This window comes from Chryseobacterium sp. (assembly GCF_041914225.1).
Taxonomy (GTDB): domain Bacteria; phylum Bacteroidota; class Bacteroidia; order Flavobacteriales; family Weeksellaceae; genus Chryseobacterium.
On the sequence record NZ_JAYSDT010000027.1, the window covers coordinates 1 to 13,002 of the forward strand.

Consider the following 13,002-nt stretch of genomic DNA (forward strand, 5'->3'; position numbering starts at 1 on the left):
CACTACTGATTTTGGTTCAGTCATCTGGGGTTCGAATCCCTGTGGGTCTACAAACCATCCTTTTTAAGGGTGGTTTTTGTTTTTTATTCTTATTAAATCTAATTTCTTATTTTGCAATACAATAAATAGCCACTGTAAATTACAATGGCCATTTTTCATAAAATATAATTTCTTAGAGTTTACCTTGCGTTTAAAAGATTTATTTTCAAACTCTCTTTTTTACAAATAATGTTTTTTTGAGACTAATCATCTTCACTATAGCAAGCTAATTGATACATATATTTGTCAAAATCTTCATTGAAATCATTTTCAACAAAAGGTTTTAATTTAAAAACCTGTTCTTTTGTCAAGTCATATTGATCATAGATTTCATTTTCGTAATCATCTTCATGAAGTACCAAATCATCTAATACTTTTAAGATTTCTTCTACTGTGATATTTAATGTATAATCTTTATGAATATATTCATCCAATATGCTATACTCTTCTATTACTCTTCGAATTTTATAATTCATATTTCTCATAAGTTTTATAATTAGGTTCTTGATACATCTGCATTTGCATTATTGGAGTCATCAAAAAAGGTGAAATTCTTTTTGTAGCCCAGTCTAATAATTTTACACCTCCTACTATAATCGTCGTTCCAATCCCTACACTAATAAATTTATTCAGCGTTCTTCCTGGAACAGGATCTTTATAAATTTCCCCTGTATCTGGCCTTGCAGATCCCAAGTGATTTCCTTTCTTACTATACACTTCAACATCCCCGTGCTGTTTATCCCACTCCAAAATTCTTCCATCGGAATCTTTCCATCTTGCTCTTCCCTTATTAGGGACTTTTTTTGCATTTGGAAATCCTTTTAAATTTTTTGGTGCAGGTTTGTGGTGCCTTGTATCTCTAGCACTATCCCCTTTCTTATCCCCTTCATTCTCTGCTAAGTTTTCCTCAAACGTTCCTCCTATTTCATGCATTACATGATTCAATCCAGCAACTGTTCCTCCTACAAGTGCTCCCTGCCAGAAATTTCCTCCTGTAAGTTCCGCTCCAACTCCCCCGGAAAGAGCTCCAAAGAATACCGTCCCTACAGTAGTATTAGCAGCTCCTTGAGCTATTACTCCAAAAGCCGAGGCACCTAAGCTACCAAAAAATCCTGATGCTGCAGAACTCAAGAAAGACTCACCTTGTACAGCACTTAATATACCTTGTGCAATAGCGTGAGTTCCCGCTTGTACCATGGCAAGACCTACATTTCCAATAGACTCTTTAAGAACCTGTGATACCGTAGTTATACACCCTCCTGCACCGGTAAATAAACTTCCTATCCCAAAAATAACAGCTCCTGAAACAGCACCTGTAAAGGTTACTTTAAAGGCTCCCAATAAATTCCACTGATCAAAATTACCCGTTACTGCCAGACTTAATGTATAAGCAGCTAATCCAACAGCAGCACCGATAATTACAGCTTTAACAATAGCAGCCATAGAAATAGCAAATAGTGTAACAAGCTCTTCTCCGGTTGGATCACTAAACATAAGCGGATTATTCATCACATACCCATATTTATTATAATTCTGAGTATTTGTAGGATCCTGAATATTTTCATCTGCATTTAAGAATCTTCTTAATAATGGATCATATAATCTTCCATTCATATGAATAATTCCTACTTCTACAAAATGCTCATGGCTGGTATATCCTCTTTCTAATAGTAATGCGGTGCTGTTAATACTATTTTTATCTGTAATAATTTGCCCACTGCCAATCTGAAGATGAGTAAAGTTACCCCAAGCATCAAAATGCCTTTGCTCCAATTTATTTCCTGCTTCATCGCTAATGGCTAAGATACTGCCTAAATAATCCTTGTGCAAGAACTTATATGAACCTCCAGATTCTTCATAGTTCTTTAAATACACAATATTACTTTCATATGGAGATCCGCCTATATAAAGAACATGCTTCTCTTTGTCAGATGTATTATCGCGTATAATTTCAAAACTTCCGTCTTCACTATAAAACTTCGTGAATTTTCCCTCTTTATCAGCGTCAAAATTTCCACCATAGGTAACTTTCTGCCTCATGCTTGTCAATCCATACTGGAAAGCCACATCTCCTTTTTGACCATCAATGAAGACAGGGTCATTATTCTCATTATAAGTAATGCTTTGAATAAGATCGTTATTATAATTTTGAGTTCCTGCAGCATTCAGGGTCATGTCTGTAGGCTGATAGATCTTAGATGAGTTTTCATATTTTATGGTTCCTACCTGATCATTTTTCATTATTCTCCCCTTAACGTCATAAACATTTCTATTAGGAGGAGTAATACCTGTAACAGGATCTGTCCAACTTACAAGCCTGTTATTATCATCATAATTAAACGATTCTAAAATATTAAAGTCTCCTGAAGTCCTTCTGCTTTTCAACTCATTTTTCACTCCATCAAAACTGTAGCCCACATCCAAAATCCCGGATTTAACCTGTGATGAATGATTAACACTCATTAGAAATCCGTTACCATCATAGCCATTAGTAATATTCGCCGCTCCCAGTTTGGAACTAAGAATCTGACCTCTTGCATTAATATCCTTTATTTCCCATAATACTTTACCGGAATTTTTATCTTTTATCTGGGATAATGCTCCATTCCAATCATTGTAAACATTTTCGATGTTTACCTTTGTAAATACACCTGATGAGTAAAGACTTTTTTCATAAGTAATAACTCTTCCTTTATCATCATAGGTAATTCCTTTCTGAATAAAATATTTACCATTACTGCTTTCTGAAGAGGACAGTACTCTTCCCTGCTGATCAAAAGAAATATTTGAGCTATAAGGTTTTCCTTTAGAGGTTCCGTTTTTAGCAATTACTCTTCCCTTATTATCATAAGTATAGGTAATTGTTTTATCAGTGGCCTGACCATTATCTACAGTGGAAATTTCTTTCTGGCTAATCAGCTGGCCAAAATTATTATAAACAAACTCCTTTGTTCCTTTAGGGCTGATTGTTTTCTTTGGCTGCCCTAATCCGTTATATTCATATTTATACAATCCATTGGATGGATCATTAAACTCTGATTTTCGTCCCCAACTGTCATATTTAGTAGTAACAATATTCTCTGCGTATTGTGCCTTTACCTGTTCACCTGAAGCGTTATATGAAAAAGAGATGTTTCCGCCTTTATCTGAGGTAGAAATTACATTTCCTAACGCATCAGTTGTTTTGGCCGTAGTTCTTCCATAGCCATTTACTTCGACTACAGAGGTAATATTACCTGACACTGAAGATTCCATTTTTTTCCCTGTAAAAGAGGTAATAAGTCCTTGGGTACTAATTTTCGCCAATCCTGTAGTGGTTACTTTAGCAGGGAAAACCGCATCATCATAAGTATTAACATTCCACAGGAGATCACCTGGCAGTTCTTCAGTAGACTGATCAAAATAAGGCTCACTCTCGCGGATTTTCCGTCCTAATATATCATATACAGAATAAACTGCAACATATTTACCTTGTCCAAAGCTTTTGGTTGCTTTCTTATATTCCTGACCTAGCTTATTAGTATATTTTTTTGAAATATTTCCATCAGCATCGTATTGAATCAAAGTTATATTAGAATCAGTATCTCTTAAGTACTGGTACGTTGTAGTACCTTCTAAATTTGTTTTTGATTTTAAGAGTTTACCCCACCCGTCATAAATATTTTCAAGAGTATTCCCTAGAGGATCTGTCTGGAGTTTTATTTGCCCCCAATCATTATAATCAATATTGGTTTCAAGTCCCAGATTATCTGTCTTCTTTACTACAAATCTTCCTCTTGGATCATACTTTGTACCCGTGGTCTGGGTTAAAGCATCTATGCTATTGCTGGTTACTTTTTTTGTTACATTCCCAAATCCATCATAATCATAAGTTTCTAATAAATAACCTGAATTGTCTCTATTCCATGTTTTTACAGTTTTAGTTAAGTTACCATCATAGGAATATTCAACTTTTGCAGACTTCACATCACCATACGCCTGTACTGTATTGGTCTGCGATTTTAATCGGCCAATAAAATAATCAGAACCAGAAGCTGTAGGATTATGATTATAATCAAAGGAGGATGTTGTTATTGCATAATTATTATTAACATTAGATATTGTTTGCGCAAGAAGATAATACGCTCCGTAAACAATACTATCTGCTGTAAGTGTATTGGTTAAAAAATCTTTTGTGATTGTAGATTTTGGCAGCAGAGCCGTTACAATCTTTGATTTATCTACTCCTGCAGTATTGGTAATTACCTGTCCATTTAAAAGCTCATCTTTCTGATAAATTATAGATTTAAAATTTAAAAGTTCGTTATTATTTTCAGAAATGTTTGCCGGAAATATTTTATTCTCATCATTGGTTTTTATTGACCATTCTTTGAGAGTCACTCCTTCATTTAATGGATCTATTTCCGCTCCTGACCATATTTTTGTATTTTCAAAGCCATCTGCATACCATGTAGACCGGGCAGCTTGCCTGTATCCGATAACTCCTTTGCCATGAAGATTAACAATCAGATCCCTGTATTTGAAATCCTGCTTTCTTCCTTCTTCTTTAAGTTGGGTAACAATGAAGTTTTGAGGCATATGTTCTACCTGAACATATGGATAAGTCTGAATCGTAGTTGGTTTATAAAACTTAGCTGTAGTCGCATCATTGGCATCTATTTCATTATATACAATTTCGGTTTTTATTCCTCCTTGGTTAATTGCATAGATTCTCTCTCTGTTTTTTATATCATAATAACTATAACGAAATAAATGATTTTCGACCTTTACAAAAAAGATATTCTCTTCTTTATTGATGCGAAGTGACACATTCATTGGAATCCAATGAGCGCCAATCTGAGAAATAATACTCCATGGATCTTCATCATATTTTGTCTCAAATTTAATATTACCATTAGCATCAACTCCCGTTGATTCGAGAACCTTGAATCCCCTTCTTGAATCTAAATCAGCACAACATTTATGAGCTCTAAAAACCTGAGATTCGAAACGAATCAAATCACTTTTACCATCACCATTTAAGTCTTTAGCAAAATGTGAAATTGCTACTGTTCTTTTATAAGTATCGTCAACAAGTGTAGGTTCTTTGGTATAATATGAAAAATTATCAAGATTCTGGATTTTAAATGAAAGATCATTGTTTCCTGAAGCAGGTGTTTTACCAGAATTCATATATAATTTCCAATTAGACGTCTCTGTCCCTTGAGGAACCATGAAGTCCATTTTTCCATCTCCATTAAAGTCTCCAAAAACCATCCCTGTCTTTTCTCCGTAGTAAAGTACAGAATTCGATTTCATTACGTATTTCCCAGCATCATTACTACGAAAGAGTTGCTGCTAACCCAATCTTTTAAAACCTCAACAAGATTCTCTTTCCCATCTCCATCAAAATCCATGGTTATACCTTCTTTCAAAAGATCTCTTAGACCAGATCCTACCCAATAAGCATCGTTTTGTGATGTGTTTGGATTCACAATATAATAATCAAAGCTACTATATGATTCTACAGGTCTGTGGACGGGTACACTAGGGTCACCCACTATTACTTCAGGATCATCGATCGGACCATTGTACGGATAAATTGTAGTAATATTTTCTACTGAAAATAATACCTCTGAAAGCCCATCTCCATTTGCATCTATGTCTCTGAACTCCCTTACATAAGACCTGATCGTTATACGGTCAGATTGAGGATTATCGCTAGGAGAATCATATTTTTTATCATACAATGATGATGGTACTGTTTTGGATTGATTAAGAACATATTGTTCATTTTCCAATACATACTTATCAAACTTTATCTGATTAGATTCTGCTTTATGAGTATACAAGGATTTTACAGGTCTCATTTTATCATTAACCAATGTTGCATTGATTGCCAAAGCACCTGTTAAATTAATATCAGAAACCCTCACCTTCTTTGCCCAAAGAAGTTGTTATAGGTAATATAGGTTCCCGCTACTGTTGGCTGTATATAATCTCCTTCTCTCTCACAATGCCCATAATCATCATATTGCAAGCATTCATAATAACCATCTGCCGAAGTTTGATAAGTTAAAAGGTCCAAATATCCATCTCCATCAAAGTCTGCAATATTTTTACTATCTAGATTTAGGTTGTTAGAAATCTCAGAACTTTTAATGGTAGAATTATCAGATTTTCTATCAAATTTTATAGGATTTGCTGATTCACCGTTTGCGTTAATCTCTGTAATAGTATCAACAAACTGATAACTTGTATTATTATTGGTATATTCGATCTTATAGCTTTTAAAAGCATTTGAGTTGGCTTTAACAACAATTTCATTAAGAAGTTTATCCTGATTATAATAATACTCTTGATGATAAGAGATTTCTTTTACAGTTCTCTCAATATTATAGTTAAATTGAATTTCGTTAAAATGAGGTTTATTTAGTTTTTCATTTCCTCCCCATTTAATCAATTTAATTTTACTAACATCCCCTGCACTATTTGTCTGTGACGTTATATAGGCATTTTTTTCATATTCATAAGTAATATAATTTCCCTGAACATCCATCCATTTTACAATATTGTATTCCATGGAGGTTCTGCCTGCACTTGCATGCCCAGGATCGTCATGTACCGTATCTCCATACCAGGCCTGAGAGCCATCTTCAAATGTGACATGAAAAAGCATTGGACCCTGCAATCCATTTCGGGAACCTAAAGATTTTATTTTAAGATTTGAATATTTTTCGGTTACATATTCTGCTCCGTTTTTACCATATTCACCAGATTTTAAGATCAATCTTTGTCCATTAAAGCTATAATAATCGGAATAATCCATCATTATTTCTTTGACTTCCTTGTCCTTCTCTATGTTTCGTCCCATTCTGGAAATGGAAGTAATCCCTGTCAAATTCCACCCATATCCAGCAATTCCATTACCGGCACCACTGGTATAAACCAGATTTATTTGAGGAGCAACTGTTTTTATACCTGGAGGTAAGGCAATAGGTAAGGTAAACTGCAACTGTCCACCTCCATTGACCTCCACTTTTCCTTTTGTATCATGAAAACTCTGTTTATCTGGAGCTATTGCTCCGCTTGGATTACTTGCTCCCGCATTTGAATTAATGGGTCCTCCTCCAGAGTTTTCCGTAGCAGGACCAATTTTTGCCACAAAGGAATTTGAAACCCCTGCTTTAGCATGGAATCCCTGAGCCATTACCACCGTCTGTGGATCCTGAACCGTCCGAGATACCGTTTCTGTCTGATACAGTATGGTCTGTGAAAAAACCAACACCGAACACAACGACAGTATCAATGATGAAAAAAATTTCATTTTTAGTATTTATAATGATATTTAATAATTAGAAATAATATCCTGAGCACAAAATAATAATCCTATACTCTTATCTTTAACAACCTCTTCTAAGATTATCTTTTGGTAATGTTCCTACCAAAGACTCTTCCATCTTTTAAAGTGAAGCGCAGGATATAAACACCCCAATCGTATCCAGTCATATTGATTTTAACCTGACGATTTAGCTCTGGAATATTTTGTTGTTGGAATTTCCAATGGACGGTACTATGTTGGTATAGAGAAACAGATTCTATAAGCCCATCTACTTCTTCAGTCCAGTCAATGGTTAAATAATCATTGACTGGAACCGGATAAAGTCTTATTTGTTTCCAAAATGTTTTTTCATCCATAGCAGGTATTTCTTGAACTATAGATGCTGTTCTTGCTTGTTCCTGCAATGCAGTTTCTTTCAAAGGAGTTTCTTCAATCTTTTTTCCCGCTATATCAGTTCCCCGGTATCTTTGGTTTCCAGCCTCATCATATTTGAAATAGACTTCTGTTTGAGAAAAACCGAAAAAACCAATTAAAAGAGAAAATATTGAAAGTAATTTTTTTTTCATTCGTATTATTTTTTTTGTAATAAAAACTGTTGAACCTGCTGCTCCAACTTTTCAATTTTTGCAGATTGAGCTTTCAAAACTTCATTTTCTTTCTGAAGTTGTTTAATTTGTTTATTTTGTTCAATGGTATAAAGTGTAAGTTCTTCAATTTTCTGCAACAGTTTAATCTGGAAATCCCCCACATTTACACCTTCTTTTTCCATTACTTTAGCAGATGCAATTTCGGGTAGGTGCTTTTTCTCTTTGATGTGCTTTTCAACTTCTTCTAATTTTGGAAGATCATATTTTTCATCAAATACAAAATCAGCAGTAGGAGTTAAAGTCACTTTTAATTCTTTTGCTTCAAATTTTCCCTGTAATAATGCATTTCCTGTAATAGAAATCTTCATTATTTCATTCATTGCAACTGGTGAATTTAATGCCACTTTCTGCTTTGGAGTGGTAAGAAAACTAAATCCAGTTTCATCCAGAGTAATTGCACTTTTTTCTAAATTTAGTAATCCAGTACTAGATAACCATCCCGGATTCAAATCATTTGCTTTTACACCGAAACTCATATAAGTTGAATTCGAACTCCGCAAAGCGCCCCAATTGTTCATAGAACCATAAGCATATCGTATAGAGAAAGCATTTGTTCCCAATACAGAATCTCCTGCTCCGGTTATGATATTTCCAACAATATCAAGTTTAGCTAAAGGAGAATCTGTTCCAATTCCGACGTATCCGTTACTGTCATTAATAACAAGCTTTCGGCCTGTATAATCTCCCTTAGAAACTACCCATTGGCTACCATGTACATCTCCAAAAAACCATCCGTTATCTCCATTGAGAGACTGAGTTTGAATTCCTCTTACAAAGCCACCGTCATTCACACTTCTTTTTAAGTATAAGGTAGGTGAATAAGCTTGTATCGTTACCTCAGAAAATGTTTGGGCTTGTTGTGAAAAAGCAAGAGATGAAACCAATAAGGCCATCGAAAATAATTTTTTTTTCATATTTTTTAGTTAAATTTATATATTGAATTTATTTTACATCGCTGATTTTCTAGATAGAACTGTTCTGAAATGACGGAAACAAGGTATTATTGGAATTAATTTTTTTATTCATTTGAGCTTTTTTCAAGCGTAATTTTAACACTTATTAACATGTATTAAAACTATATTAATGACGTTTAATATGACTTTTATCAATTATAGATACAAAAGTTATGTTAGTAAGAATTTAAATAAGTATTCAAATAAAAAAAGACCTTTCATTGAGGTCTTTTTATTGAATAGTTTGTTACTAATTTAGATCCTATAAAACTAAAAAAGTCTTGTAAGTATCACTTTATACTGTAAGCTTGTATCGCCATTATTCGTAAAATCTATTGTTCCGGCTGAAGGCATTGTATAAATTATTATTAATATACAGTAAATTTGTTTGTTTTTTATCTTCAATCACTGCTGAAATTCTACTATACATTATCAAAGTCCAAAAATTTTCACACAAATAATTACAAATTACTTATAACCCTAACAGAAAATGTTTTAGCAATATTCCCTCTATTAGTTATTGTTATATTATTTCCATTTACAAGAATGTCAAAATCAAATTGTGTCCCGTTTCCGCCGTCTGCACAATTCAAAACGCCTGGAAACTTAACAGAGATATTATTACCGTTAGCATCCAATTGAGTAAATTGTCCTGTAATATCTCTTGCTTGCCCTCCTAAATAGTTAAGCGTATTCCCATATTTTGAAAATGTTGTAATCATCGTTCTGGCACAAGCATTCCCCGCAACTATATTTATTTGAGAAAAACTAAAGTTAGGGTCTGTAATAGTCAATGTTTCACTACCTCCTGATGCGATGGCAGCAGTGCTATAAACAGACCTTCTAGGTAGATCAGACACAACTTTTAAAACCCCGGCTGCATCGGCTACCACAATATTATCGGCTGTTGTACCAGCATTAGAATTGATTGTACGTATACGAGCTCCCCCATTAATATCGATTGCTTGAGTAGGTGAATTAGTAGCAATCCCTATATTTCCTGTAGTTAAATCCATTGCCCAATCACTTCCTCCAGGGCCACGGGAGATAATAAATACCCCGTTATTACCATTAAAATTAGGATTTATACCCATTACTGCCTGTTTTACTCTAGTTCCTGTAGTTCTTAAGATTGATAATATGGAACTATTGGCTATGGGATTTTCTATCAGTAATCCGGTATTGGTAGCTTCCCCGCCACCGATCCCCGTAGCAGTTCCCCTGTTTTTTATATGGAGATTCGATAATGGTGTGATATTACCAATACCTACGTTACCTTCAGATGTTACTGTAAAATCATTGGCTTGTTGCGCGTCGGTTGGAATACCGGTTGCCGGATTGTCTTTTGCACCATCAACGTGAAGGGTACCTTGAGGATTAGGGGTATTGATCCCTACCTGAGAAAAAGCAATGATAGAAAAGAATACCATTGCCAGAGTTAAGTTTTTTTTCATTTTTTTAAATTTAAAATTGTGTAATTTGGATATTTTAAGAAAATGTTTACTTTATTTATTGTTTTAAATTTTATTTAAATAAAGCCACATTTCCAATCAAATTTACACTTTTTCACCCTAATACAATATTAAATTAACACAAATAATTCATTATAAAAATCATATACACAACATATTATTTTAACCGGAGTACTTATTTATTTTAACTCAAAAATTCCAATCCACTGCTTTTAAGTGTTCCGAAAGATTGGCCTTATGATAAAAGCAAATGCTACTGTTATCAGCAATATTCCAAATTCCAGTAAAAATCCCCATAAGCCTGTGAAAAAATACCTCAAAATAATCTCTGCTGTAAATTCGGCATAATCACTCTCTATACTGTATGTAAACCAAACCGGCGATTTCCCTTCATAGTAAGATTTAAAGATACCGGCCCTGTAATCCCGGGATATAGCATTTGTTTCCAGATAAATCTTTGATGCAGACCACAGTGTTGCATATCCTCCTACGAGAAAAAAGGGAATTGCGGCTAAAAAATGAGTGAGCCTAAGCTGTTTATCTGGGATATTTCTCTTTAAAAGAATAAGCAGTTTCCAATTTGGAATGAAACAAAGAAAAAGGAATTCAATTTCAAGGAGGATTAAAAAAACCGAAATGCAAAGCAGAGATGCACTGGTATTTATAAAAACCATAGCCACCAGGGGAACTAAAAGCGTCATCATTGAGATAGTAATAATCCCCAACAGCCTGTTTGTTGATATAGGTTTTCTTTTCATCCCCTGTGGCCTGAAATATTTATATTGGATTTTATATACTTTTTATTATTAATTAACAGCAACTGCATAAATTGCATTTTCAGACCACGATCCTCCCACTCCAGATAATTTAGCTCCCGTTACACTACCACTGGCTTGAGTATTCCCTACAATGTATCTGTAAGTTTTAATTGCTCCAGATGTATTATTGATTTGTATGGTTCCTGTAGCTACATTATATTTTTGGCCTCCATTGTATGGCCCAGCCAATTGAAAACTCATTAATGTGGGCCTTATAACGTCAGGGGACTGCACGCCGGTCTGTCCAACTGTTGTCAGATTTGTTTCTGAGAAAGTACTTCTTACAAACATCCAGTCATCTACTGTGAACGTACCGCTTGGCACAATTAGCAATGAAATGGTAACCATCCATTTCCCGGGCGGTAATGCAATGGATGAGCCTGTGTATCTGTAATCAGAAAATTGAGAAAAAGGGACATCATACCCTACACCTAAAGACCCTACAGCAACATTTGATGCGGCTCTCTGCCATGTTGCCACTCCATTGGCATCAGAAGTTAATATTTTATTGGCTCCCTGTGTTCCATCTACAATTTTTAATGCACCGCTGGTTGCAGAACGAACATCCAGTACATTTGTGGGAGCTATAGTACCAATGCCTACTCTACCGTTTTTATTCAAAGTCATTAATGGATCTCCTGAAGCTGTAGCACCTGCAAATAATTGTAAAACATTGGCTGCATTTCCCAATCCGTAAAAGTCATCTCCTGCAGTGCTGTTCCATAATGCCAATTTTTTTCCGTTACCAGTTCCTAGATCCAGCATATTCTTAGGAGTTGTTGTTCCTATACCGATTCTGTTGTTAACGGCATCTACCGAAAATGTACTTCCATTTACTGAAAAATGATTGGTCCCTGTAGTGGCAGTACTTGTAAATGCCAAAGAATTATTTCCCTGAGCCACTGTACGGGATCCTGTAAGCGTCCCGTTTGAGTTATAGATATTCGTTACAGGAAGATCTCTCCAGGTAGCAACACCATTAGCATCAGATGTAAGAACTTTGGCATTACCTTGTGTACCATCAACAATTTTTAACGCTCCGTTCGTGGTAGAACGGATATCAAGTTTGTTTGTAGGATTTACTGTTCCTGCCCCTACGTTACCATTGCTGAGCACCACAAAATCATTAGACTGCTGGGCCACCGTCGGAACTCCTGTTGAAACATTATCTTTTGCGCCATCTACATGGAAAGTTCCCTGAGGATTCGGAGTATTTACACCTACCTGGGCAAAAACTAAATTATAGAAAAGGATTCCTGATGAAATAATTATTTTTTTCATTTGTTTACGTTTAAAAATGGTTTGATGTTTAAATTTTTTTCTTGTGTGTATTTAGAATCGTAATGAAAAACATGACCGGTCTGAAGTTTTTCAATGTTCGAATTAGATGATGCAAACTTACTGCCTGCAAACAAAAAAAATCCTACATCAAACACACGTCAACATACAACATATTGAATTACAAATAATTATAAACAAAATGAAGTAACTTTGAAGTAAACATAAAAAGTGAATTATTAGCTTTTCAGAAGCAGTTTTAAGGATGATAAGGGAAAATATAAATGTCTTATAACGTTATTCTATGTATCATTTAAAAAAGCAGGGATCATGAATATCCCTGCCATAAACACAAACATTTTCAAACGTGAAAGAATGAAAGAATGAAAAAAAAATTAATTCGTTATAAATATATCCTTATTATCTATTCATAACATTACATCAAATATACTTCACAATGCAATGAATTAAAAA

9 protein-coding genes are annotated in these 13,002 nt (G+C 34.6%); all 9 read right to left on the minus strand.

The window, feature by feature from the left end; genetic code table 11:
- Positions 1–242: 242 nt before the first annotated feature.
- Complete coding sequence (locus ACE3RB_RS12880; protein ID WP_374464574.1) at positions 243–515, minus strand: hypothetical protein; 273 nt, start codon at positions 513–515, stop codon at positions 243–245.
- The gene (locus ACE3RB_RS12885; protein WP_374464575.1) at positions 505–5,337 is read right to left on the minus strand and encodes a colicin E3/pyocin S6 family cytotoxin; all 4,833 of its coding nucleotides are present in this window, start codon (positions 5,335–5,337) and stop codon (positions 505–507) included. Before ACE3RB_RS12885 ends, ACE3RB_RS12880 begins: the two co-directional genes overlap by 11 nt.
- A complete protein-coding gene (locus tag ACE3RB_RS12890; RefSeq protein ID WP_374464576.1) occupies positions 5,337–5,921 on the minus strand; it encodes a hypothetical protein in 585 nt (194 codons plus the stop codon). The genes ACE3RB_RS12885 and ACE3RB_RS12890 overlap by 1 nt, the downstream gene beginning before the upstream one ends.
- A gap of 29 nt (positions 5,922–5,950) precedes the next feature.
- Complete coding sequence (locus tag ACE3RB_RS12895; protein ID WP_374464577.1) at positions 5,951–7,345, minus strand: SpvB/TcaC N-terminal domain-containing protein; 1,395 nt, start codon at positions 7,343–7,345, stop codon at positions 5,951–5,953.
- A 95-nt stretch (positions 7,346–7,440) separates the two neighbouring features.
- Positions 7,441–7,926, minus strand: coding sequence for a hypothetical protein (locus ACE3RB_RS12900; RefSeq protein WP_232721397.1), 486 nt, complete (start codon positions 7,924–7,926; stop codon positions 7,441–7,443).
- Between the two features lie 5 nt (positions 7,927–7,931).
- Positions 7,932–8,921 carry a hypothetical protein gene (locus ACE3RB_RS12905; protein WP_374464578.1) on the minus strand — a complete coding sequence of 330 codons (990 nt, stop codon included), beginning with the start codon at positions 8,919–8,921 and terminating at the stop codon, positions 7,932–7,934.
- A 500-nt stretch (positions 8,922–9,421) separates the two neighbouring features.
- Entirely contained in the window at positions 9,422–10,414 is a 993-nt protein-coding gene (locus tag ACE3RB_RS12910; RefSeq protein ID WP_374464579.1) for a hypothetical protein, read from the minus strand.
- A 230-nt stretch (positions 10,415–10,644) separates the two neighbouring features.
- A complete protein-coding gene (locus ACE3RB_RS12915) occupies positions 10,645–11,190 on the minus strand; it encodes a hypothetical protein (RefSeq protein ID WP_374464580.1) in 546 nt (181 codons plus the stop codon).
- A 48-nt stretch (positions 11,191–11,238) separates the two neighbouring features.
- Positions 11,239–12,531 (minus strand): hypothetical protein, encoded by a 1,293-nt coding sequence (locus tag ACE3RB_RS12920; protein ID WP_374464581.1) that lies wholly within the window; start codon positions 12,529–12,531, stop codon positions 11,239–11,241.
- Positions 12,532–13,002 lie beyond the last annotated feature (471 nt).

Coding starts and splice junctions, on each gene's coding strand:
- ACE3RB_RS12910 (WP_374464579.1), bottom strand. CDS start 10,414: ATGAAAAAAAACTTAACTCTGGCAATGGTATTCTTTTCTATCATTGCT.
- ACE3RB_RS12885 (WP_374464575.1), bottom strand. CDS start 5,337: ATGAAATCGAATTCTGTACTTTACTACGGAGAAAAGACAGGGATGGTT.
- ACE3RB_RS12895 (WP_374464577.1), bottom strand. CDS start 7,345: ATGAAATTTTTTTCATCATTGATACTGTCGTTGTGTTCGGTGTTGGTT.
- ACE3RB_RS12900 (WP_232721397.1), bottom strand. CDS start 7,926: ATGAAAAAAAAATTACTTTCAATATTTTCTCTTTTAATTGGTTTTTTC.
- ACE3RB_RS12920 (WP_374464581.1), bottom strand. CDS start 12,531: ATGAAAAAAATAATTATTTCATCAGGAATCCTTTTCTATAATTTAGTT.
- ACE3RB_RS12915 (WP_374464580.1), bottom strand. CDS start 11,190: ATGAAAAGAAAACCTATATCAACAAACAGGCTGTTGGGGATTATTACT.
- ACE3RB_RS12905 (WP_374464578.1), bottom strand. CDS start 8,921: ATGAAAAAAAAATTATTTTCGATGGCCTTATTGGTTTCATCTCTTGCT.
- ACE3RB_RS12880 (WP_374464574.1), bottom strand. CDS start 515: ATGAATTATAAAATTCGAAGAGTAATAGAAGAGTATAGCATATTGGAT.